Raw genomic sequence first — 22,947 nt, 5'->3', positions numbered from 1 at the left:
TCCGAAGACTAAGCAGGCCCATCCTGGACCTGCGCCGCGATCTGCGTCGCAGTTCTCAGAATGGGGATGCAAGGCGCGGTAAGCCTGACGGTAGGAGGCAGGCCTTCCCTGCACGCGAGGGGGAACAGCCAATGCCATTCAGGACGGCGATCATGATGCTGGCGCTGATTGCCGCACCGTGTTTCGCGCAAACGCCGCCTATCCCTTCCGAAATTCGCGCCCACGCCGACAAAATGGTCGAGGACTATTACGCCTCGCTCCCTGAAAAGCGGCGGGAAGCGGTTCGCAAACTCTCGCCCGACGAGGCGGTGTCGATCATTCCCCTCGATGTTAACGCGGACGGAACCCCCGACTGGCGCGTCGAATATCTTGTCGCGGCAATGTGCGGCACCGGAGGCTGTCCCAACGAGGTCCATGTTTCACGTCCCGAGGGCGGGTTCGATCTGGCCCTGCGCCGACAATTCCTGACAATGAAGCTCCAGCACGATTCGGCCGGTGCCGCATTGCTCCGCCCGTCCATTCATGGTGGCAATTGCACTGGTCACAGCGAAACCGAATGTGTTTTGGGTTTTCGGTGGGATCAGGCAAATCGCCGTTTCGTCAACGCGATGCTCTCGGGAACGGCAGCCCGCCGTTATGGATTTTCAATGATTGAGCCGATTGCGCAGACCGAGACCCCATCGCCGATCCCGCCGTCCCTGCTTCCGGCTTTGCAGGAAGCCGAGGCCGCGTGCAAACGCTATCGGCGGTCGGCGAAGCCCGTCCGCTTCTCTGCCGACCGGATCGCCGATTTCGATGGCGACGGTCGTCTGGACTGGCTGGTCGGCCAGAGCGCTTATTGCTCGGTCGATGGTGTTGAAGAAGGCCCGGCTGTTCCCACCACGCTCTGGCTCGAGCGCGATGAAGGCCTGGAGCGGGCTGCCTCCATCACCGCGAGCAACGTCTTCCTCGATGTTTCGAATGCCCGCCCCGTTCTTGCGATCGATTGCCGTTCTGAAGAGGGCGACTGCAAGGAGGATGCCTTCGCCTGGGACCCGGTTACCGGGAAGATGCGGCGGATCGAACCGGTTCGCCTGGAGCCTGCCGATGCGGCCTTCCTGTCGGAAGCGATCGCACGCCTCAAACCGGGGCGCGAAGCCGTTCCCCGTCCATCGCCGGAGGACCTCGCCCGCGCGTCGGCCTTGGCGACAGCATTGGAGCAGAGCGCGGCCCCGACCGACCCCCTTCTGGCACGCGCACGTCTCGTCCAGGGAGCGATGTTGACACTCAGCGGCGGAACGGGCGGGCTCGAGCCGCTGCGGCGCGCTGTCCAGCAACTCGCTTATCAGACAGCAGATGAGGATGACGCCTATCGGCTCGCTTCGCTTTACCGCGCGCGCGCAGCGCGTGGAACTGACGAGGCCGAGGATCGATATTATGGTTCGCGCGATGCTATCCTCAATCTGGAAAACAGCCCGCTTGACGGAATCTCGTTGCGAGGGCTTGAACTTGCGATCGAGGAAGGATTGCGCAGCGGCTATGTCGACGATGTCGGGGGCGGCGCGACCCGGGCCGACGGACTTGGCATGGGAGAGGGCGCGTGGGTCGAGCCGGGGATCATCGCCGCCTATGAGGCCGATCTCGCCCGGCGCGACAAGCGCTTCTCCGACGCGGCAACTATCGAGACGGCATCGCTCGACGACTTGGCGGGCCGGGAAAGCCCAGCAGCGGCTGTGCTCCATGCCGGTCTGGCGAAAAGCCTCATCGGGTTGGGACGACTTGCCGAGGCCGAGGACCATGCCCGATCGGCCGCACGGCTACGTGCCGCGTTGGCGGGGCCGAACGAACGCGACGCTATGGCGGCGCAGTCCGATCTGGCTGCGGTTCTGATATCGCTTCGTCAGACGTCCGAGGCCGAGTCCATTCTCCGTCAGACCACAGCTAAGCTGCGCACCCTTGGCGGAGATAATTATATGCTGGCACGGGCGTTGCGCCGCCTCGCCGAAGCGGCACTCGATGCGGGGCGGGTGCGCGACGCCGTGGACATTCTCAAGGCGACGCGTGCCGAGGAAGACCGGCTTGATTCCCGCGATGTCATCGATCCGGCCTACACAGTCTACGAACTTCACGAGCCGGCCCGTTTGCTTGCGCGCGCCCATATGGCACTCGGCGAGACGTCCGCAGGGTCGGAGGAATTTGCTGATCTGGTCACCAGTGTGAATTTTGTCTCCAATGTCGAAACGCCCTCGATCGGGATTCTGCTCGATGCGATCGAGTTCGGCGGTACGGCCTTTTCCGATGCCCAATTGGCCACCATGGCGTCGTCGCTTGATGCGACGGGCCGCCGACCACAGGATATCGCCGCGCGCGCGGTCGAGATCGCCGAAGAGGCGCTGCCTGCCGGTCATCCCATGATTGCCCGGGCGCACCGCCTGCTGGCCCATACGCTCATCGCCACCGGCGATCCGGCTGCCGACGCTGCGCTCACGGCCGCGCTTGCTCTGGCCTCGGCGCAACAGCAGGATGGTAGCCTCGGCGGCATGGAGATCCGCAACGATGCCGTGCGCTACTATCTGGCACGCGGAGATGAAGATTGCGCGACACGGGCGCTTGCCTTTGCACGCGAGGCCGTTGCCATTGCACGGGCTCGCCGTGCAGCTCTTGGCGACGGGGCGTGGGTCGGGTTGGCCGATCCCGAGCTCCGGCGCGCGTTCATAGGTCTCGTCGCAGCGGCCGCGACGGTGCAGCAGCATGGGAAGCCGCTCGATCCGGCGATTGCCGACGAAGCCTTCAGGGCACTTCAGGAAGCCGAGCGGTCACCTGCGGCGATCGCGATGCGCCGCAATCTTCTTCGTTCGCTGGCAGAATCTGCGAAGGACAAAAGGGTTTCGTTGCTCTTTCTCGAATTTCGGCGTGCGGAGCGCGAGCATGATGCATTGGGCCGCCTGTATTTTTCTTCGCTGGCCGGTTCCTCAGATGGCGACCTATCGGCGCTGCTGACCCGTCAATCGACGGTTCGGGATGTCATGGCGACGCTCGATGCCCAGCTTCGCGCGGCATTGCCCCGCTATCGGGAAATCGCCGCCGACGATCCCCTACCGCTCGGAGACGCCCTGAAGCGATTGGGCGACCGGCAGGGCCTTTACCTTATCGGCGGCGATGATCGAGATCTCGCGGCCATGTTGGTCAGCGCTTCGGGACCCCACCTTCTTTTCGCGCCTGGCAGGGCATCCCTTCTGGTACGCGACACTGCGCGTCTCCGCTGCATGCTCGACATGACTTTCTGCAGCGAAGCCGAACTCTCTGCAATCGACGCCGATCTCGCGCGTGTCGATTATCCGTTGGAAGCGATCGATCCGTTCGACCTGTCCGCCGCGGCGCGGATCAGCGAGGCGATATTGACCCCCGTGGCTGCCGGCCTTGATGGTCTCGACACGCTCTATGCCGTCCAGCAGGGTCATACAGCCGATCTGCCGCTCGCCATTCTCCCGCTGGTTCGCTCATCCACGGACGATGCTTTCGATCCGTCCAGAATGGCGGGCGTCCAATGGCTGGTCGATCGGGTCGCCGTCGTTCAATTGCCTTCGGCCGACATATTGACGCCGTCGCCGGTGATGCGGGCCGCCGCGCTACGCGGTTCTTTCCTTGGGATCGGCAATCCGCTCCTTCAGGGCAAGAGGCCGGCATCATCCGGGCTCGGCAACATCACGGCGCAAGGCACAACGCAGGGCAGCTATCTTGCCGATGTCGATGCGATCGCGGCGCTTAGCCCTTTGCCGGGGACGCAGCGGGAACTTGAAGGGCTCGCCCACGCCCTCCGGTTTCACGATGCGCATCTCATTACAGGGGGCCGTGCAACCGAAAAGCGCTTAAGGGGTGAGGGCCGCCTGGCGAGGGCCGACATGATTTCCTTCGCGACGCATGGATTGCTTCCCGGAAATCTCGACGGCTTGTCCGAGCCCGGCCTGGTCCTCACGCCTCCCCTTCACGCCAGCCAGGATGATGATGGCTTGCTCCTGGCCTCCGAAGTAGCGCGGTTCGACCTCGCCGCGCGGCAGGTTCTATTGTCCGCCTGCAATACGGCGTCGGCCAGTGGCGGCCCGGGAAGCGATTCCCTTTCCGCGCTGGCGCGCGCCTTTTTGGTGGCAGGGGCTGACACGGTGATCGCATCGCGCTGGAGTGTGCTCGACGACGCCACAGCCGCGCTTGTTACCATCATGGCGGCGCGCCGCACTGCGGATCCGTCGTTGACACCCGCGCGCGCGTTACGCGAGGCGATGATGGCGGTGCGTACCGGCCATACGGTTGACGGCGCTTCGGTGCCCGGATGGCAAGAAAGTTGGAAGCATCCGCGCGCTTGGGGTCCCTTCATTCTCGTCGCATCCCACGACTAACGGCAGCCGGCATGTAGGAGAAAGGGAAGGGGGAGCGGGGAGGGTGTCCGGGCTGAACCGGATGCCAGAAGGAGTTACCCCTGTGATCGATTCCATCAAGCTCTCCAAGCTCCGCCTTTCCCCCATCAATGTGCGTAAGCGGCCCGATGACCAGCTTCAGATCCCGCAATTGGCCGCCGATATCGACGCGCGCGGCGTTCTCCAGAATCTGCTGGTCACGCCCGCGAAGAAACCCCGCGGCACCTTTGAGGTCTTCGACGGCGGCCGCCGGCTGCGCGCGCTCATGCTGCTCGCCGAACAGGGTGACATCGATGCGGGCGCCTATGATGTGCCGGTGAAGGTTCTCCAGGGCGACGAAGCGACGCTCACCGAAACCTCGACCGCGGCCAATTTCCAGCAGTTGCGGATGACGCCGGCCGAAGAATGCCGGGCCTTCCAGCATTTCATCGGCACGAGCGGCGATATCGACGGTGTCGCGAAACGCTTCGGTGTCACCCGGCGTTTCGTGGAAGGCCGCCTTCGGCTCGCCTCGCTTGCCGAACCAATCTTCACCGCTCTCAGCGAAGGCGAGATTACGCTCGATATGGCTAAGGCCTTCGCTTCGACCGAAAATCGCGACAAGCAACTGCTCGTCTGGGACAGCTACAATATCGCCTACACCTCGGCCGATACCATCCGCCGCGCCATCAGCAACGAGACGATGAACGCCAGCGATGCGATCGCCATTCTTGTTGGGCATGAGCGCTACGAGGCGGAAGGCGGAGGGATCGACCGCGATCTCTTCAGCGAAAATGGCGACCGCTGGATCGACCCGGAAATTGCCCACCGTCTCGCCGGCCAGATCATGGAAGACGAAGCCGCGCGCCTCGGCGAAGAAAGCGGCCTTGCCTGGATCCGGCCGATTGCCAGCAGCTATACCCATAGCGCGGCGCATGGACTGTACCGCGTCCATCTGCCGCAGCCCGAACTGACCCTGGAACAGGCCGAGCGTCTTCAGGCGATCGAGGTGCGCCGCGAGGAGATCGAAACCGAGCTCGAAGATGAGGATCTGGCCGAAGAAGCCTATGATACGCTCAACAGCGAAGATGACGCGCTTTTTGCCGAGTGGCAGGAAATCGACAATCGCGCGCCTATCCTGCCCGACGCCTATAAGCCGTTGGTCGGCCTCTTCCTCACCCTCCAGCCCGACGGCGCGATGAAGCTCGACAGCTGCTATTATAGCGAGCAGCCCATCCGGACCGAGGCCGAGGAAGGGACGGACGCCGGCGATGGCAGCGAGGGAACCAGCCTCTCAGGCGGGGGCGGGGCCTCCCCGGCGCCCAGTCTTCCGCCGGAAAATGTCGCGCCGGGCGGTAAGCCGCTCAGCGCCCGTCTCTATGATGAACTCGCGATGCAGCGCCGCGACATATTGGCGGCGGCCCTCCTTGCCGAACCAGCATTGGCGCTCGACTATGCGATCTTCTGCATGGTCGACGAGCGGGGCTACGGATCAGATCCGGTCGGCTCGACCATTCGGGCCGGCAAGCCGCAGGATCCTGTTTCGGGTGCGGTGCCTAGTTCGCATGCCCGTGACTATCTTGCCGAAGCCCATGACGGCCTCAATGTCGCATGGAAGGATCACAAGTCGGTCATCGACCGCTTCGAGGCGTTCCGCGCCCTGGATGATGACAGCAGAGCGGCATGGCTTGCTTTCGCGGTAGCGATGTCGCTGGAGGCCAAGGCCGGATATCGCAACGAGCAGGTGCCTCTCCACGATCGGCTCGGTACCATACTCGAAATCGACTCCGCCCATTGGTGGCGGCCGACGTCGGAAAATTATTTCGACCGCATTCCCAAGGCTTCGACGCTGGCGCTGCTCAATGAGGTCGGGGGACCGGCCGTCATGGCGCGTCATGCGACGCTCAAGAAGCCGGAAATCTCCGCGAGCTGCCACAAGCTGTTCGCTGGGGAGTCGATCGTCGAGCCGGAGGTGAAGGAAGCGGCTCTCGCCTGGGTTCCGGACATCATGCGCTTCCGCGACACCACTGCCGACAGCGTCGAGCCAGCCGATCCGGTCGAGGCCCAGAACCCCGACGCCGACGAACGGAACGACAAAACCGGACAAGCCGACACGGTCGATGAGCCCGCCGAAGAAGAAGTGGTGGACGAGGCGGCTGAAGCGGCCTGATCGATCGCCCCTTCTCTCCCGACGACCCGCCGGCACGATCGACCCGTCGGCGGGTCAACGCCTCGCACCTTAGGGGAACGGCCATGGCGCCCAAGAAGACAAGCCGCGAGGTCGCGGCAGAAATCACCGCGCTCATCATCCGCAAGCTGGAAGAGGGTGTGGCGCCCTGGAAACGGCCCTGGGCGGTCACTGGCGCCGGTGGCCGACCGCTGCGTCATTGCGGCACGCCGTACACCGGCATCAATAATCTTTATCTCTGGGCAATCGCGGACGCCTGCGGCTATCGCTCGCGCTTCTGGATGACCCGCCGGCAAGCCGAGGAGCTGCGTGGCAATGTGCGGTCCGGTGAGTCCGGTTCGCTCTCCGTCTATTATTCGGCTTTTACCAAAAGGGAGAATGATCCCGCGACCCGAGAGGAGCGGGATCGCAAGTTTCGCTTCCTGCGCCACTATATCGTTTATAATTGCGATCAGGTCGATGGTCTGCCGGATTTCTACTATCCACCGGTCCTGCCGGACACGCCCATCGATCCGTCGGCACGGCAGGCTGAGATCGATCGCTTCTTCAAGGCGATACCCGCTGATGTCCGCCATGGCGGCAATGAAGCCTATTATAATCCGTCGCGGGACTATATTCAGCTTCCTCATCCGCGCTCATTCAAGTCCATGGATTATTATGCCAGTGTTCGCGCGCATGAAACTCTCCACTGGTCTGGTTCATCATCCCGACTGGCAAGAATATTCGGGAAGAGATTTGGCGATAAGGCCTATAGTTTCGAAGAACTCGTAGCCGAAATCGGATCGGGTCTGATTTGCGCTGATCTTGGACTACCCAATGAACTGCATGATAGTCATGCAAGTTATGTGGGCCAGTGGATTTCGGTTTTGAAAGCGGACACCACCGCCATCATCCACGCGGCGTCCAAGGCCGAGCAGGCCTTCAACTATCTCCGTCAATTCAGCGAAAGCGCGAAAGAGATCTCTGAACCTACGGCCACCGCTGCGCACCACCCGGCCGCGCTGGCCGCCTGATCGGGAGACACATCATGGCCCTGGAAATCTCGAAAATGCTTCACCTCTCGACAGCCCATGTTACGCCAGCTGTCGCCGAGGCCTTGGACCGTCATGCCGAAGTCGTCCATCCTCTCGGTCAGAGATCCGATCCAGCCCAATGGCAAAGTCACGTCATTGCCGAACGCTGGTCAGAATATGGTTGGTTCATCTGGGTCAAGTCGACGGGTCGTGAACTGATGCCGAAGCCGCTGCAGGATTGTCTCGCTTTTGCCGAGGGCATCGGCATGACCTGGATTCAGTTCGACCGCGACTGCGAGCCGATTGCCGACCTTCCCACCTATGACTGGCCCTGACCGGCTAACATTTGAACACAGGAGACAAACCATGGGTTGGCTCACCATGCCCTTCAGCTCAATGGGCGGTCACAAGACCGCGAGCGCCTATCTCGAGGTGCAATATGACTGGACTTGGTGAAAAGAAATCTCTCGGGGATATCCCCGTTGGCCAGCTATATACGGATCCTCTGGCGATTGCTCAGGCGCTTGACGCACAGCGCATCGATGAAACTGATTGCGGGTTTACCGGCCTTTTAGAGATCACAGATGATTCTGGCTGGCACACCCAGCAGATGTGGGCAACTGACGCTGATCATCCGTCGAGCCCAACGGCCGTTTACGTTCTCATTTACGCTAATGGAAAGCTTGCTTCGGTTGACGACTGGCCGATGGGTTGAACGAGCGGCGCAGGCCAGACGAATTGTCCCAGCAATCCCTGGAGTGACGACTACCGGCGCAATGCCTCGTCCAGCCACCAGGACGGACCCTGCCTGAAATCCTCTGCCATTCCGATCATTGGGCCGTCCGGCTCATCAGCGACATAGGGGCGTTTGACCGGAATGGCCGGGATTTTCAGGCGCATCAACTCGCCCGCGACCCGCCCACGCGGTTCGAGAAGATCTTCGAGCCACTCAAGATCGTCGAGCATCTCGATCACCCCGCGGCCCGCCAAGCAAAAATAAATGCAGCGCTGGAAATCGTCGCAATTGTCGTTCGACAGGATCGACATCAGCTTCCGCTTTCCCGCCGCCGCGCCATCATGGATCCACTGCGCGGCTTCGCGCAGTTCCCGCACCGAATAATAGGCGTCCTCGACCGGCATTCCGATGCAGGCGTTGGCGATCATGCGGCGCGTCGGCCGATTTTCCGCGTCGAGCGCGGCATCGCGCAAGCCGATGTCGAGATCGAAATGGCGGCGAATGTCTTTCTCAAGGCCCATGGGCAGATCTCCTCGAAAAGAACATATAGTGAACAATTGGCCCGGTCAAGCCCACGTCAACCTTGAAGGAGGGGAGGGGGAGCGAGGCCGTGAAGCAAAAAGGAGCCAAGCGTCATGACCTTCTTACCTACAGCCCAGCCGACCATGAGCATCTGGGGCGCCATCCAGAGCGCCGATCAGATCGCGCCCGGCATCTGGCATGTGTCGACCCCGAGCCACGGTGGCATCCTCTTGTCGGAGCAGCGGCAGGCGGCGATGCCCGATGCGCTCCGGCGCGACGAGCCCTTTTACGAAGAGGATGTGAACTGGGCGCTCGTTTATCTAGGCTTCGAGGCCGAACTGCGCCGGGTCGATCGGCCCGCCATGGGCGCGGCAATCCTGCTGGCGCACGTCACCGTTCGATCCTGGCGGCCGCAGGCCTACAGTGCCTTTACCGGCAAGCCAGTCCCGTCCCGCGACAGTCATGTACTGCGCGCGATCGCGGCCTATGAAGCCGTGATCGGCGAGGTCGTGGTGGTCGCCGCCTTCGGCTCTTATGCTGATTGGGTGCCGGAGGGGAAGACTGGCGTCATCGGCCGACGGGTGCTCAGCGTCGATCATCTCGGCAGTGCGACCTATGAGATGATCGACCATCGTGCCCTGGTCGATGCCGACCGCTATGATAGCTGCCAGATCGTCAACAGCTTCACGGCGATCGGCGCCGAGCCGCTGCCGTGACGATGGAGATCATCGTCGGGTTGCCGCATCTCAATAAGGGGCCGATCCTCGACCGCGTGGTCGCGCTGCGGCAGCCCGCGCTTATTTCGGCCAACTGCCTCTCCAGATATTCCGTGAGCAAGGGATGGCGGGATTGGACGGGATGGCGAACCGGGCAGCTCGCCAATGCCCGTCCGCTTGCATCGCTTCATCTCGACAGCGCGGGATTCGTCGCGACCGCGCGCTACGGGGCCTTCCCCTGGTCGATCGCCCATTATGTGGCGCTTGCTGCTGCCTTTCCATTTCGGTGGTGGGCCAGCGCCGACTATTGCGTCGAACAGGAAATTGCCGCTGACCGCGCGCAGGTGTTGGAACGGCTGTCGCGCACCATCGCGGCCAATTTCGAATGCCGCCGTCGCGCCGATGATCATGGTATCTTGTCGACCATGATGCCGGTGATCCAGGGCCGTCGACCCTGCGATTATGAGCGCTGCCTCGACGCGCTATGGGGATTGATCGAGCGTGCGCCGCTTATCGGTGTCGGCAGCATGTGCCGTCGCGAGGTTGCCGGACCAGAAGGGCTGATCGCGGTGGTCGAGCATCTCGACCGGATCTTGCCGCGCTCGATCCGCCTCCATCTGTTCGGCGTCAAAGGTCCGGCCATCCCTTACCTGCTTCCATTCGGAAAGCGCATCCGTTCGATCGACAGCCAGGCCTATGGCACCAGCGCGCGGCGCGAGGCCCTGAGCCGGGGCATCTCAAAGACCGACCGTTTCGTTGCGGACCATCTTGAGACCTGGCTGGGCCGTCAGGTTGGGCGGCTGAGCTATGCACCAAAAGCCCTGCCTATAAATGCTCCCAATGCCACCGATGCCCTGCCGGCCAATGGCTGGGAAGCGGCGATCGCGCAGGCGCGGGGCGAGATTCAAGCCCTTATCGAACAGGGTGAACTCGACCATGATGCCCTGGTCGAGCCGTGGGTCGAGACATGGGCGGCCGGAATCTACCATCGCAGGAGAGATGAGGTCAGAGGGCCGGTCACCCTCGCAGTGAGATGATGTCAGCCGTCATTATCATGTCCGCTCGCGCGCTCCCGTTTATCCTGGTCTGAACGATCGGAGGCGATCACGCGCACGCCCAACGCCTGGATGATCTGCATGACATCGAGGGCAAGTTTCGCTTCCTCCAAGGGGACCGCTCCGGTCCACGGTTCCGAGGGAGAGACGGGGGTCAGCTCTCCTGAGGAGAAGTCCAGGAGATGGCCCGCCTGGATGAAGTGATTCTGGAAGTCGCACTGATAGTCGCCCAGGATCTGAACCGAAATCTGTTCATCGCCGGCCTGTCGTGCCGCAAACACATCATGTTCACCGGCAAGAACGATATAGAGTGTCGGCAGCCTTGCGCCACTGACGCGCATCACTTCGATGGGACCCGAAGGCCTTTCCTCGCGCCGCGCCGTGATGGCGCTGACCATGCGGTTGTAGTTCCAGGGTTGCGCCAGCACATGGCGCGTTTCGACCTGCTGCGTTATCTGCCCGTCCAGCGATGTGCATTTGCCGGTGGTAGCGATCAGCGCTGCGGCCAGCCGATCGACCTGAAACGCCCCGCCGATGACCGTCAGTACGCCGGTTGAATTGAGCGCGGCGGAACGATCGTCGTCGGAGGCCAAGGGCGATACGCTGGGCAATCGCACGTCGATCGTCCCAGCCTGTATCAAATCGATCAAATTCATAACCACAGCATTGGCCCCCCGGCGCGACGCGGCGATGCTAATGCCGATCGCTCGCGCAAGCTATACTGCCGATGGGGTATGAACCGCAGAAAAACGGCCGTTCGCCCAGATCGGCAAAGAGGAGGGGGATCGGGGTGGAAGGAGCGCGTCCTGCGCTTGAAGCCGGAGACCCCATCATGAGCTACGATGTTGCCTTTCGCCACGCCCAGGCCCTTGATCCGAGCGGCTGCACGACCATTGCAGCAACGCTTCATGTTCTTAACGCTGCGATCACCGATTGTCGTAACGCGGGCAAGGACATTGAATGCGATCCCGCGGTCATTCTGCTGGCCCGGCATTTCACCACGGTGTGCGCGAGCAAGGCTTCTGAGGCCGAGATGCGGCAGGCGTGCATGACGGAGATCGCCGCCATTCGCGGCAGTCCGATATTGCCCGTCCTTTGTCAGCGCGGCGTGGCGCATGACGCGCCGGCCAAACGCACCTTCCACGCCGAAGGGCGCCGCGCTCTGCTGCGCTTTGCCGATGCGCTGGGGCTTGCGCCGGGGTCTTACAGCATTCGCTCCAACCCGGCGGGGCCGGCGGGATCGGGCGACATCACCCTGCATGGCCAGGATTTGTGGATGCAATTGTCGATCTCTCCTTTCGGCCCGGGCCATGAAATCTGCTTTCGCCGCGTGCGGGGCCGCGACGATCACATAGGAGAACGCAACCACTGGGCTTCGGTTCAGGAGCTGCTCAGCCCAGATCGTTTGGCCGATCGGGTTTGCCGCGACCTCAAGCTTCCCTCCCGCGCCGAACCGCGCTTGGCCGTTTAACGGCGCCGATGCGGCAATGCCGTCCCATCCTGCGGATGATGGGGCTGCCGCGACCAGCCTGTTGGCGCATGCGACAATCAGGAACGCCACCCATGGACACCAAAAGCTTCATCGCATCCGATCCCGCCTGCTGGATCGGCCGGGGCCGGACCGCCGAGCATGCGGAAATGATCGCTGCCGCTTGGCGCGCCTATCCCGATCTCCCGAACGACGCACCACTGGATTTGCGCATGGCCCGGACGCGCGAACGGGTGATCGCCATGCGGCCGGTCACGGACGCGATTGCGCGCCAGACTGAAAGCGAACGGCAGGCCCGCAATTTTGCCTTCACGCACGCGAAAGTGTCACGGGGCGGGGGCACACGCCTTGATCAGGCTATTCTGATCGGTCGCACGGACCATGGCTATGACTGGAACGAGGCCGTGGAATTTGCCAATGGCTGGTATGCAGCGCAGGCCGGGTGGGATGCCCGTGGTCCCGTCAAACCGCTGGTAGGTTGCCCTGATCCACGGCTCGTTTCGGCCTATCATAAGGGCTTCCGCGAAGGCGGCGGCAATATCGACGATCTGTTCGATACCGCGCGGCGCGCCAATCTTGCCGCTCACCGCACTGCCAGTGAAGCGCCCGACAGGAAGGGGCTTTCATCCCGGCCACGACCCTCGACCTGGCCACAGCCTTCCCATGCGGCCCGGCCGACGCCCTGGTCAAAGCGGCTTGTGCTGATGGGCGCCCGCGAGGCCGAGGAGGGGCTGGTCGACACGATCCGCCAGGCGCCAGGCGCGCATCAAGCGACCATCATCATGATCTGTCCGACGCGGGGTTTCCGCAATGCGGACGACGCGGCGCCAGCTGGGTCCCTCGGAGACCCCCTCCGAGGCCGTGAGTTTGAGGACATCCTGATCGCCGCGCAGGATCAGGACCTGGCTGTTGCCGACGCCCATGCCGGTGCGCTGCCTCTGTGTCGAACCATGGAACGCTTGCGCCACACCAGGCTCCTCCAGCGCGCGCAATTGCAGACCTGGATCGCCCGAGGCCTGGAGGTGGGACAGGTCACAGGCGCAGGGCATATCCGGTGGGGGAAGGCCATCAACGGGCTTACCGGCCGGCTGGGTGAATTTACGGCGCGCTATGCTGGGCCCGCGCAGCCGCGAGGCCATCGGATCGTCATCGAGGTCGATGGCGGCCGCCTCGCGACCGGCTATTTCGATGTCCAGTATCAACCACTCGATCCTGAGGCCGTGATCAGCAATCGAGCCCGGCTTCGCGCCGAAATGGCTGCCTTGCTGCGGTCATTTGCCGCCTCGACCCGGCTGCCCTGCAACCAGCCCTCACTCCTATGAATGGAAATCCATGCGATGCTGAACCAATTCCAGCGCATCTGCGCGCAAACCTACGATGGCGGCGATTTTGCGCATGTCGAAGATCTCGATGAGGCAGGGGCCTGCGGCGACACGCTGTTCGCGTTCCTGATGATCGAACTCTCTTCCTCAGAAGATTGTGACAGCCGTGACGAGGCCGTCCGGCGGCTCGAAGTGGCCGTCGACAATGTCGAAGCCGTGATTGCCGTCCTCAAATCCTCGGAGTCTCACTGAGCCGTAATCGGGAAAGGAGAGGGCACCAGTCCGTCGGGCATTCAGTTCAAGAGGAGGGGGGGCGGGGCTGGCGGTTCCGAGGCCGAAAAAAGGCACTCGGCGCTGAACCTTTCCTCAGGAGAACCCCCATGTCCGATATCGCCGCGAATGCCGCCTTCTGCGCTGCCAGCCTCGTGCCCGACGAGCGTCGCATCAACTTCATCCCGACTCTGTTTGGCCGCCGTCATTTCTTCAGGGGCGAGATGCTGCTCTACACTTTCATGCAGTCGCTTTCGCCTGATTATAGCGGCGGATATTGGCAGTTCTTCGAGGTCGGTCACCAACCGCTCTATCTCGCTCCGAACGGTCGGGATCGGTTCCAGATCCGATGCGGTAGCAACGGCTATGATGGCGAGGTCTCTGCAGACGCTGCCGGGATCATCGCAACGCTTTTCACCTTTTCCTATCTCTCGTTCGAATTCGACGATGACGACGACCACATCGCCGAGGCCTTCCACCGGCTGCGCGATCATGCGCTCGACCATCCCGAGGCGGCAGAGATCTTCAGCGCGATCGACTGAGGCGAAAAAGGGGAGTGGGGACAGGTGCCGGGAGCAAATCCGCTCCGAGGAGTTCCCCATGTCCCTTCCCGCCATCATCCACAGCGAGATCGACCCTGCGGCGATCACCAAGGTCACGCGCCTCTTCAACAACACGCTCGGCGATGTGCTCGCCTTATGTGGAATTACGGGTCACGCATTTTCTTGAGGATTTCTAGGCCTTTTGCCGCAGCTCGGCCAAGGTCGGACCGGACGGTGTGGACGGATAGGCGTACGATCCTTCCCCTGACTGAGGGCGATCGCATCCTAATTTTCCTGTTTTAGCTTGCCAAGATTGCGACCGCGTGCATGCGGGTTCGCGGCATTTCGCTCCATCAGGAGGACTGGCTTGCCGGCGCCGAGGTTGCACAAGAGAACAAGCAGACAGTGGTTGGGGACACCAATGCCTGACATCAAATCCGCGACGCCTGCCGACCGGGACGCTGTCCTCGCCGGAACCATGTATCTGCGGCTCGCACGTAAGCTGCTCGTCGAGGCGGGGCTCCCGCGCGCCGCAGTAGCTGTCCGCAAGGCGCTGAGAAGCCCCGAGGCCGCGATCGCCATTATCGCCCCCTACACGGAAATACCCAATGGTCTTGCGGCCGAACTCGAAGCCGACATGCGTTCAAGCATCGGCGTGAAAGACGGTGCGTACCAGGCTGAGGCCAAGCGCGGTCTATTCGGCTCGCTCCACTGACCGGGAACCTCGACCCCGAGGCCGCGAAGTGCGGACCTCGGATTGGGGCGCTGACGCGCCTGCTCGGCCGAACGGCCGAGGAGAGGAGGGGGAGGGAGGAAGGTGTCTCGGACATGGGAGTTCGAGCCATCATCCAGGAGAAGCCCCATGAACATCGGTTCCATCAAGCAGAATGACGCCGGCATCCACGTCGGCAAGATCGCGACGCTCACGATCGCAATGACGATTGCACTGCGCGAGGTCCACTCCGCCAATCCCAAGGCCCCCAAATATGAGGTGCTGGCGCTCTCCGCCTCACGGGCCTGGGTGCAGGTGGGCGCGCTGTTCGAACTCTTCTCGAACGGCACGGGCGAAGCCTTCCTGAACGGCAAGATCGAGGATCCGAGCCTGGCCGCGCCGCTCTATATCTCGGCCTTCCGCCAGGAGGACGGCAGCTACAATGTCGTCTGGTCGCGCCCGACCCGCCGCCGCGACCTTGCCAGCGAGATGGCGCCCAAGGCCGACGACAGCCTTCCGCCCCTGCCCGGTGACGGCGCCGAAACCGGCGCGGGCGAGGCGTCGCGCGAACGCACCGAGGCTGGCCTCGGCCAGTCGTCGAGTGAACACGCCTTCGCGAGCTGAACCTTCGCACCCCTAAAAGGGCCCTCGCTCCGCATAGGAGCGGGGGCCTTTTCTCGTTTCCGCGCGGCCGTCGGCCGACGAGGGGAGGGGGAAGGGGAGTGCTGCCGATTCAACCAGGAGAAGACGATGTCCGACACAATTGACCTTGGCGGCGCGCCCGCCAACGAGGATTGCGCGCAGCTCGGCCACACGCCCGATTTCGAGAGGCTCAACCGCCTTGAGGTCGGCGCCTATCGCGCCGCGATCATCGCACGCTTTGGCCCGCCGCCCGAGGGCTGTGCGCTCATCACACTGACAAATCGCCACGACTTTGGCACTTACCGCACGCTCGGTCTCACGGTAGATGCCGACGCAGCGCGGCTCGATCCTGCTGTCGCCGCCTATTCCGAGGCCGTACAGGATGGCCTGGGCAGTTGGCTCGAAGCCTGCTTCGCCCCGCCCGTCCGCTATGAGGATGGTGGCACGCCACGGGTCGACCGCGAGTCCATCGACGAGATTGTCACCGGCGCGATCCTTGCCACCCGACCCGGTGCCGACGGCCGTTTCGCCATTGCCGCCTTCGAATCCCTGCATCGCAATCTCGCCGCTGCCTATCCGCGCAGCGCCGAGGCTGCACAACGCTTGCTTGAGGAGTTTCCCGCATGACCATGACCCCGGACGATGTCGAAATTGCTGCGCGTATCGAGGCGGAAATCGACGCGCATCTGGCCGTCGTGCGCGACGTCGAGGCCCGGTGCAAAGCCGCCTTCCTGCCGATCCTGGCAGAACATGGCATCACCCGTGTTGAGATCAGCTATGACGGCGGCGGAGACGAAGGCTCGGTCTGCGATGTCACCGCCTATGTCGGCGACGAGGACGTCGACTTGCCCGAGGTGCTGTGCGATGCCTTCACCGCGGAATATGGCGGTGACGTCACAGCGCGTGCGGTCCAGCTTGAAGATGCCTTGCGCGCTTTTGCCGATAACGCGGTCTCCAACCACCACAAACATTGGGAAGATGGTGAAGGCGCCTTCGGTACGGTTACAATTGACGTTGCGAGCGGCGCGGTGACGCTCACGCATAACAGCCGCTTCGTCGACTATGAGACGACCGAGACGGAGCTCTGACATGTCCCACTGCCACTATCATGCCCTGAGCTCGGTGCGCCGCTGGGGCGGCGCGCCAGCGGACTATATCGCACTCCACCAATGGTTCGACGAGTCCAAGAAGATCCTCGCCGATCCGAGGCACCGCGCCCTGCGCCATCATGCCGAGGGGATCTTCATGCTCGAGACGGTATTCGGGGTCACCATCACGAACAGTGACCAGCGCGAGGTGCCGGTGCGCCTTATCGGCGAACAACATGTGGTTGAAGATCTGGGCCGCATTCCCTCGTTCGCCGATTGGGCCAGGCTCATACAGCCGATGCCCTGGATCCTTCGCGGCAATCCCGCCGGGTCGCCCGGCCTCGATTCTTCCTTGCAAAGGACGGCCAAGGCATGATCCTCCTGGCAATATGATGGAGTGTAAGGTCGATGGATGAAGGTCCCTTTGGCAAACGAGCCGCGACCGCGGCCCTTGATCGCCTGATCGAGATTGCCCGGTCCGACACCGGGCAGTCCCGCCGGGTCGCCAATTTCCTCCTGGTGGAACGGCGATGATTGTGGACATTTTCCCATCGCCGACCTTTTTGGTGTCGATGCCACGATCGCGACCCATATGACGACGATCATCGGCTTTCTCGGCCAGCACGAAGGCGCGATTTATCCAGATGCCTTCGGGCGAAAGTCCGAAATGGTCGAGCTCGTCCAGCGCTGGCGGCAATTTGACAGCGACTAGCACGCCTGGCTCCCGGTAGAGGAGCATTTCTGCTATTACGCGACTCATGGCCGAGCTTGATCCCCACACATTGCGGGTGGCTGCGTCGCTCATCCGCTCCCGCATCGCCAACCTCCATCGCGACCCGCGTATGGACGGGCTGCAGCGCCTCGGCGCCCACCGCACCTTGACCCAGCTTGCCATCGATATCGAGGCATCAGCCGACCATGTCGGCCGGACCCGGCGCCGCAAGACGCCCTGACGCCCCCCGTGCTTGGCGCGCGGATCGATTATCTTCCCCATCCCGCCCGGGTCGGACTCCGAATGTCGGCGCCCCGACCGCGGCGATGGTCAGCGTCGGCCTTGAACTGTCAATCATTTATGTATATGTTCATGTATATGCAAAGGAGGCATCATGGATCCCCGACGTTCCGATCCCACGCCCGCACGTGAGGCAAAGCTGTTTCGCAACAACAAGAGCCAGGCCGTGCGTATTCCTGCGGATTTCGAACTCCCCGGGACAAGCGTGATGATTCATCGCGACGGCGCCCGCCTTATCATCGAGCCGATCCGCCGGAAGAATATCCTGGAGGTTCTCGCCAGTCTCGAACCGCTGGGACCTGACGATCAATTCCCCGATATCGACGACACGCTGTTGCCGGCCAAGGCGATCGACCTGTGAGCAGCCTCTATATGCTCGACACGAATATCATCTCCGAACTGGCTCGCAATCCTCACGGCGGTGTCGCAAAGCGCATTGCCGAGGTTGGGCCGGATGCCATTTGCGTTAGCATCATTACCGCGGCGGAACTGCGCTATGGTTGCGCCAAAAAGGGGTCGCCGAGGCTGCTCGCGCAGATCGAAGCCATTCTCGACAGCGTCCAAATTCTCGCCCTCGATGTCCCGGCCGACACCGAATATGGCGGAATTCGCGCTGAGCTCGAAGCTGCCGGGAAGCCCATCGGGCCCAATGATCTCTTCATCGCCGCGCACGCCTATGCTTTGGACGCAACGCTCGTGACAGCCAACATGGGCGAGTTCTTGCGCGTACGCGCTCTCAAGGTGGAGAACTGGGTCGCGGACCCACATTGATCGCAGCTAGCCGATGCGTCGCCGTGCCGGGCGTCTACGACCCGTGATCTGCACTGCTCATTTTGGACCCACCGAGGCCGCAAGGGCTTGCGCCACCGACGGCCACGCCGCCCGCTCCTTCCGCGCGCCGCGCTTGCAATACCGGAGACCGCCCGCCTTGGCAGAATATCGCGGCACCCGGCCCGCCTGTTCCCGCCTTGCCACGCGCGCCTTGCGCGGGGCGTGCAACGAAGAGGCAGCGACTAACCGCATCGGCGCCTGGTCGCGGCCGTCCAAAATCCGGCCGTCTTCCTCACACCTCTCATTCCCGTCAGTCCTGTCCCGATGAGCCATCCGGCCACCCGCTTGAAGGGATGAACGCTACGCCCGTGCGGGGCCGGCGCAACCCACGATCTTCCGGCCGTGTTGAGGCCTGACGGCCTCTGCCCGCACCACCCGGAAAATCGCAGGTTCCCCTGCGCTGACGCTTCGGTGCGCCAGCCCCTCATGCCCGGGCTTCGTCGTCTTTTCATCCCAGCGGGATCGGCCCGCTGGCGCAAAGGAAGGACAGCATCATGAACAAGGTTTTTCTCTCAGGCCGGATCACCTCGGACATCACCCGCTTCGGCACCGACAGCAAGGGCGGCGTCAGCTTCTCGCTCGTCACCAGCAAGCCCGTCATCAAGGACGGCCAGGTGCAAAAAGGCGAGAACGGCTACACAGAAACCTACGACGAATTCCACACCGTCAAAGCCTTCAACGGTCTCGGCAAGTCCGTCGCCAACCACAAGAAGAAGGGCGACAAGCTCATGATCGTCGGCGAGATCCGCTACAGCCGCAACGAGCGGGACGGCCGCACCTTCTACAACACCGACATCGTCGCCGAGGAAATCGAGTTCCTCTGACCCCCGGACGGGCGGCCCTCGGGCCGCCCCCTCATCTTCACGGAGACGATATATGTTCCAGCTTGCCAGCTTCGAAGAGATCGCCGGGGTCGCTCACGGGATCGAAGTCCTCAACCCCCATCTGGTCGCCCGCATCCGCCGGGCCGCCGACCAGCTCAACCGCCACGAAATCGCCGCGCATCTCGCCGGCGCGATCACCGAGGCTGCGGATGCCGCCCATATCCGCTCGTTCGAGGAAGCCCAGTTCGGCGAAGCCAGCGCCGATGCGGTCGTCGATTGTGAGTATCATGACGAACTCGCCGCCGCCTGGTCGCTGGTGGCCGCCGAACATCAGCTCGTCTGCCCCGATCTCCTCCTCTCCTTCGACGGGTCGGTCCACTGACCCGTCACACGCCTACCGGCGAGTTCACCACTGGGCTCGCCGTTCCCGCGCCGCACGTGTTGCCACGCGCGTGACCCCGCCAGCGCCAGCATCGGGACGCGAGGCCGACGACTGGATCAGGCCGATGCGACGACAGGCGCCGCCGCGCGGGCCGCGGGCGTTGAAGGTCCTGGCGTTGCCGTTGGAGCGGCCTTTGTCGGCGCCGCGTTCGCCTTGTCGAGCGCGCCTCCGACCTTGATGGCGACCTCGTCGAGCGTCGCCATCAGGCGATTGAGCTGGGACAAGTTGCCGCTCAGTTCGGGGCCATAGCGGATCGAGAGATATTCTCGGCCTTCGCTGAGTTTGCCGAGATGGTCGAGCGTGCGTTGGCGCAGCCGCAAGGCGGTTACTGCGGGGTTCGTGGTGCGCTTGCGCAGGTCGTGCTGATAGCCTCTGATCTCGGCCGGCTTCACGCCGCGCGCCAGCAGTAGCGCGTTCAGGTAAAGCTCAATCGCCTGGATTGCCGTCATCCGCGCGGGCGCCCAGCTCGATGGCTTGCCCCGCTTGCCACGGTCCATCAGATCATGCGCCGCGCCGCGATATTCGTCGGCGAGCTGCCTGATATCGTTCGGTGTTGCCACTTCGCCCGGATAGGGCTTCGATTCCCCCTGCATCACCTCAGTCTATGATCAGCGCTGCAAAGTTCCAACAATGTTCCGACGTAAAGATAGACGTCCGCGCGTTCGGCGCATCCCGCCCCGCGCGGCGCGCCGGACGGGACCGGGGCTCTATTCGCTAAGCCGCCGCCGGCCTGTGGCCGACCCCGGCTAATCTCACGGAGCCGCGCGGGGCGCGTCTCCGCCCGTCCGGGTCACGATCCCCTTGCGGGATAGTCACGCAGGGTGAGGTTTTACACCCCTATTCCTCTCTTGTGTCTGCCTAGTGTGGCATGCGGGGTTGGCGGTCCGTCAAGCACGGGCGGTCCCCCCAATTTTCAGCCGAGCCCCGCTGCGCGGCCCCCGTCAGAAAATCGGTTCCCCCGCTCCCAGGGGCGACGGCAAGCCGGTCGCCGTGCCTGACCTCCCTGACCACCGCATGCCCCTGAGCAAGCCTCATCGAATGGATGAGAGATCCAGACCTTGGAGGCTCAAATGACCAACAGTTTCTCGAACTTCGCCGATCTCGCCAGCCACATCGCCGCCGAGACCGGAGCAGACGAGCGCAGCACCCTCTATGCGGGCGCCTTTCTCGAGCATGACGAGCGCGCCAAGCTGTCGCCCGTCGACGAGAGCGAGCAACTCGAAATGCCCGATCCCGACCAGGCCCGCGCCGCCGTCGAGATGGTGATGGCGACCTTGTTCGACGTGTTTCGCGACACTCGACTGGAGCCCTTCGCGGGCGACCTCGCCTGGGGCTTCGTCAACAGCTTTCATGTTGTGGCGAAGCGCATCAGCGACCGGGAGGATGATGCCGCCAAGGAGCTGGGAGAGCTCGCCCGCGCCTTTGATCCCAGCGAAATCTACGCCTCGCAGATCGAAGAAGCGCAGATGCTTTCCCAGACTCTTCAAGGGTGCCGCGACGCCATGGAATGCATGCGCGACCACGCCGCAGAGGTGTACCGCGTGGAGACTGGACGCCCCTATGCACCGACCCGCGGCAGCCGCGTCTCGCGCGGGGTAACGGCATCGATGATTGAAGCGCGCGATTATCTCGCCGCACGGGGCCGGGAACGCCGCGAACAGTTCACGCCCGAAGGTCCTGTCGTCGCCTTCTCGGGCGGCCAGCAGTGGGAAGATCATGACCTGCTCTGGAAGGGACTGGACTCGATTCTGGCCCGCATCCCGGAGATGGTCCTGGCGACGACCGCACAGGCCAAAGGCTGCGACGCCATCGCCCAGGCATGGGCGGCAGCGCGCGGCGTGAAAGTCATCATGTTCCGCCTAGACCGTCGCCTCGGCGCCAAGGCCGCCTTCGTGCGCAACGATCGCCTGCTGGCCCTGAAGCCGGTGGAAGCGGTCGTGTGTGAAGGTTCCGGCATCCAGATGAACCTCGCGCAGAAATTGCGACAGGCAGGCGTCCCGTTGCACGTAGTAAAGCTCGCCCACCAGACCGTCCGCCCGGCGCCGCAGCGCGTGGCTGCGCGGACCCGCCAGGGGCTCTGACGCCTCGGCTCCGAGAGGCTCCGGCCGAGGCCGGGGCCTCTGGTCCCTCTCTTTGCCTGATCATGCGGCGCTCTGGGGCATCGAGCCCCTTCGACGCCGCTGCGAGGCGGCATCCCGTCCGACAGGAATGATTCTGGCGGGCACCACGAACGGCTTTCCCGGAGCAAAGAGAAAAGGGGGTGCGGCAAGGCGGACCAACAAGGGAGAACGAGATGTCCATAACGCTCCCCATTGCCATGCAGCCCAGCGGTTATGTTCGGCTGGACGAGAGCCAAGCTCGATTGCTGTCTGGCGTTCGCCAACTTCACCGAAACCTCGACGTGCCCAGGCGCGCATCCTGCTCATGCGCCCAATGTAGAACCCACACCAACATTCCAACAAAATTCGTCGAATCTTGACGACCATAGGTCGTTATCATCCCATATACTCGTTTCACTCTCAAGCAGGTGTCGCGGCGACTTCTACCGCTTGACCAAGAGCGACGTTTACAGCCACTTCGATTTTATACACGGGCGCTGCAATTCGACTTCTGCCTCAGAAATGGTTTGACCGTCAGTTGATGCTTGGAATAATCCGCTCGGTATCATACAAAACCGCCGGCAAAAATTAATTATCCTCATTAGGTAATCGCAACGAGGGATACATTATGTCGAGGAGAATTCTATGAGCAACTACGCTTCAATAGATAGGACTATCTTCCAGACAATCAATGCAGATGGATTGGTTACGGAAACGTCTTATGGGTTCCGGATTTATGATGATCATGGGGCATGCTACGATAACTATGTAGAAACACTTGAGGATCTGAAGGCTCTTTCTCATGAGGAACTCATCGAGCGAGCGCGGAACTTGAATGATCAATCCGCAGACATGATTGAATTTGCACAGGCGAATGATCTTCCTGTCCTCGTGGACGGAATTAGTGTATACCTACAACCGACGAACACATCTGGTTCATCTACCTAAAATCGTACAGGAGTTGGCTGGAAAGCAAGCGGAATTGGCATGACAATTCGTCCTTGCTGTATGTCGGAAACTGAACCGCACCGGGATTGCCGGAGGCCCTAACTCCTGAGAGGAAGGGTCTACGAT

The 22,947-nt window shown here is 62.7% G+C and carries 27 protein-coding genes and 1 pseudogene; 25 read left to right on the top strand and 3 right to left on the bottom strand.

Annotation, left to right across the window (positions count from 1 at the left end):
- The first annotated feature begins 131 nt into the window (after nt 1-131).
- The 5 genes from RUH75_RS13225 to RUH75_RS13205 all read left to right on the top strand — a co-directional run bounded on the left by RUH75_RS13225 (nt 132) and on the right by RUH75_RS13205 (nt 8,286).
- The gene (locus RUH75_RS13225; RefSeq protein WP_313806644.1) at nt 132-4,373 is read left to right on the top strand and encodes a CHAT domain-containing protein; all 4,242 of its coding nucleotides are present in this window, start codon (nt 132-134) and stop codon (nt 4,371-4,373) included.
- Nucleotides 4,374-4,455: 82 nt separating this feature from the next.
- Nucleotides 4,456-6,540: a ParB/RepB/Spo0J family partition protein gene (locus RUH75_RS13220; RefSeq protein WP_313806642.1), complete on the top strand. Its 2,085-nt coding sequence runs from the start codon at nt 4,456-4,458 to the stop codon at nt 6,538-6,540.
- An 83-nt stretch (nt 6,541-6,623) separates the two neighbouring features.
- The gene (locus RUH75_RS13215; protein WP_313806640.1) at nt 6,624-7,571 is read left to right on the top strand and encodes a zincin-like metallopeptidase domain-containing protein; all 948 of its coding nucleotides are present in this window, start codon (nt 6,624-6,626) and stop codon (nt 7,569-7,571) included.
- A 14-nt stretch (nt 7,572-7,585) separates the two neighbouring features.
- Nucleotides 7,586-7,906: a hypothetical protein gene (locus tag RUH75_RS13210; RefSeq protein ID WP_313806638.1), complete on the top strand. Its 321-nt coding sequence runs from the start codon at nt 7,586-7,588 to the stop codon at nt 7,904-7,906.
- Nucleotides 7,907-8,010: 104 nt separating this feature from the next.
- The gene (locus RUH75_RS13205) at nt 8,011-8,286 is read left to right on the top strand and encodes a hypothetical protein (RefSeq protein ID WP_313806636.1); all 276 of its coding nucleotides are present in this window, start codon (nt 8,011-8,013) and stop codon (nt 8,284-8,286) included.
- A gap of 50 nt (nt 8,287-8,336) precedes the next feature.
- Here the strand turns inward: RUH75_RS13205 and RUH75_RS13200 are convergent, their stop codons facing one another.
- Nucleotides 8,337-8,828: a hypothetical protein gene (locus RUH75_RS13200; RefSeq protein WP_313806634.1), complete on the bottom strand. Its 492-nt coding sequence runs from the start codon at nt 8,826-8,828 to the stop codon at nt 8,337-8,339.
- Nucleotides 8,829-8,942: 114 nt separating this feature from the next.
- On the opposite strand from RUH75_RS13200, the gene RUH75_RS13195 reads away from it, so the two are divergent.
- Together RUH75_RS13195 and RUH75_RS13190 are read left to right on the top strand one after the other, a co-directional pair.
- Nucleotides 8,943-9,545: a DUF7007 domain-containing protein gene (locus RUH75_RS13195; RefSeq protein WP_313806632.1), complete on the top strand. Its 603-nt coding sequence runs from the start codon at nt 8,943-8,945 to the stop codon at nt 9,543-9,545.
- Complete coding sequence (locus RUH75_RS13190; RefSeq protein ID WP_313806630.1) at nt 9,542-10,582, top strand: hypothetical protein; 1,041 nt, start codon at nt 9,542-9,544, stop codon at nt 10,580-10,582. Before RUH75_RS13195 ends, RUH75_RS13190 begins: the two co-directional genes overlap by 4 nt.
- A gap of 2 nt (nt 10,583-10,584) precedes the next feature.
- Here RUH75_RS13190 and RUH75_RS13185 read toward each other — a convergent pair whose 3' ends face one another.
- Entirely contained in the window at nt 10,585-11,256 is a 672-nt protein-coding gene (locus tag RUH75_RS13185) for a hypothetical protein (RefSeq protein ID WP_313806628.1), read from the bottom strand.
- 176 nt (nt 11,257-11,432) lie between these two features.
- Between RUH75_RS13185 and RUH75_RS13180 the strand changes: the two genes are divergently transcribed.
- From RUH75_RS13180 to RUH75_RS13105, 16 genes and pseudogenes are all read left to right on the top strand, one after another.
- On the top strand, nt 11,433-12,071 hold the full coding sequence (locus tag RUH75_RS13180; protein ID WP_313806626.1) for a hypothetical protein: 639 nt from the start codon (nt 11,433-11,435) through the stop codon (nt 12,069-12,071).
- A gap of 92 nt (nt 12,072-12,163) precedes the next feature.
- Nucleotides 12,164-13,411 carry a hypothetical protein gene (locus tag RUH75_RS13175; protein WP_313806624.1) on the top strand — a complete coding sequence of 416 codons (1,248 nt, stop codon included), beginning with the start codon at nt 12,164-12,166 and terminating at the stop codon, nt 13,409-13,411.
- Nucleotides 13,412-13,663, top strand: a complete 252-nt coding sequence (locus RUH75_RS13170; RefSeq protein ID WP_313806622.1) for a hypothetical protein — start codon at nt 13,412-13,414, stop codon at nt 13,661-13,663. It begins immediately after the preceding gene.
- 128 nt (nt 13,664-13,791) lie between these two features.
- Nucleotides 13,792-14,223 (top strand): antirestriction protein, encoded by a 432-nt coding sequence (locus RUH75_RS13165; RefSeq protein ID WP_313806620.1) that lies wholly within the window; start codon nt 13,792-13,794, stop codon nt 14,221-14,223.
- Between the two features lie 58 nt (nt 14,224-14,281).
- Complete coding sequence (locus RUH75_RS13160) at nt 14,282-14,410, top strand: hypothetical protein (protein WP_313806618.1); 129 nt, start codon at nt 14,282-14,284, stop codon at nt 14,408-14,410.
- Nucleotides 14,411-14,644: 234 nt separating this feature from the next.
- A complete protein-coding gene (locus RUH75_RS13155; protein WP_313806616.1) occupies nt 14,645-14,938 on the top strand; it encodes a hypothetical protein in 294 nt (97 codons plus the stop codon).
- 147 nt (nt 14,939-15,085) lie between these two features.
- On the top strand, nt 15,086-15,559 hold the full coding sequence (locus tag RUH75_RS13150; RefSeq protein ID WP_313806614.1) for a DUF736 domain-containing protein: 474 nt from the start codon (nt 15,086-15,088) through the stop codon (nt 15,557-15,559).
- Nucleotides 15,560-15,685: 126 nt separating this feature from the next.
- Complete coding sequence (locus RUH75_RS13145; protein ID WP_313806612.1) at nt 15,686-16,204, top strand: hypothetical protein; 519 nt, start codon at nt 15,686-15,688, stop codon at nt 16,202-16,204.
- Entirely contained in the window at nt 16,201-16,665 is a 465-nt protein-coding gene (locus tag RUH75_RS13140; RefSeq protein WP_313806610.1) for a DUF6878 family protein, read from the top strand. The genes RUH75_RS13145 and RUH75_RS13140 overlap by 4 nt, the downstream gene beginning before the upstream one ends.
- A 1-nt stretch (nt 16,666) precedes the next feature.
- Nucleotides 16,667-17,041: a DUF6915 family protein gene (locus tag RUH75_RS13135; protein WP_313806608.1), complete on the top strand. Its 375-nt coding sequence runs from the start codon at nt 16,667-16,669 to the stop codon at nt 17,039-17,041.
- Nucleotides 17,042-17,073: 32 nt separating this feature from the next.
- Nucleotides 17,074-17,377: pseudogene (locus RUH75_RS13130) on the top strand (hypothetical protein).
- A gap of 46 nt (nt 17,378-17,423) precedes the next feature.
- The gene (locus RUH75_RS13125) at nt 17,424-17,618 is read left to right on the top strand and encodes a hypothetical protein (protein WP_313806606.1); all 195 of its coding nucleotides are present in this window, start codon (nt 17,424-17,426) and stop codon (nt 17,616-17,618) included.
- 153 nt (nt 17,619-17,771) lie between these two features.
- A complete protein-coding gene (locus tag RUH75_RS13120) occupies nt 17,772-18,038 on the top strand; it encodes an antitoxin (RefSeq protein ID WP_313806603.1) in 267 nt (88 codons plus the stop codon).
- An 11-nt stretch (nt 18,039-18,049) separates the two neighbouring features.
- Nucleotides 18,050-18,448, top strand: coding sequence for a type II toxin-antitoxin system VapC family toxin (locus RUH75_RS13115; RefSeq protein WP_313806678.1), 399 nt, complete (start codon nt 18,050-18,052; stop codon nt 18,446-18,448).
- Between the two features lie 554 nt (nt 18,449-19,002).
- The gene (locus RUH75_RS13110) at nt 19,003-19,332 is read left to right on the top strand and encodes a single-stranded DNA-binding protein (RefSeq protein ID WP_313806601.1); all 330 of its coding nucleotides are present in this window, start codon (nt 19,003-19,005) and stop codon (nt 19,330-19,332) included.
- A 52-nt stretch (nt 19,333-19,384) separates the two neighbouring features.
- Nucleotides 19,385-19,714: a hypothetical protein gene (locus RUH75_RS13105; protein ID WP_313806599.1), complete on the top strand. Its 330-nt coding sequence runs from the start codon at nt 19,385-19,387 to the stop codon at nt 19,712-19,714.
- Nucleotides 19,715-19,830: 116 nt separating this feature from the next.
- On the opposite strand, the gene RUH75_RS13100 is transcribed toward RUH75_RS13105, so the two are convergent.
- Nucleotides 19,831-20,367: a hypothetical protein gene (locus tag RUH75_RS13100; RefSeq protein ID WP_313806597.1), complete on the bottom strand. Its 537-nt coding sequence runs from the start codon at nt 20,365-20,367 to the stop codon at nt 19,831-19,833.
- A gap of 477 nt (nt 20,368-20,844) precedes the next feature.
- Here RUH75_RS13100 and RUH75_RS13095 point away from each other — a divergent pair, with 477 nt between their 5' ends.
- Both RUH75_RS13095 and RUH75_RS13090 read left to right on the top strand, forming a co-directional pair.
- Complete coding sequence (locus tag RUH75_RS13095) at nt 20,845-21,855, top strand: DUF2493 domain-containing protein (RefSeq protein WP_313806595.1); 1,011 nt, start codon at nt 20,845-20,847, stop codon at nt 21,853-21,855.
- A gap of 663 nt (nt 21,856-22,518) precedes the next feature.
- Nucleotides 22,519-22,821, top strand: a complete 303-nt coding sequence (locus tag RUH75_RS13090) for a hypothetical protein (RefSeq protein ID WP_313806593.1) — start codon at nt 22,519-22,521, stop codon at nt 22,819-22,821.
- Nucleotides 22,822-22,947: the final 126 nt, after the last annotated feature.

This window comes from Sphingobium sp., from assembly GCF_032153725.1.
Taxonomy (GTDB): domain Bacteria; phylum Pseudomonadota; class Alphaproteobacteria; order Sphingomonadales; family Sphingomonadaceae; genus Sphingobium.
Note: the sequence above shows the minus strand (reverse complement) of the source record. Positions and strands in the feature narration are given on the sequence as shown.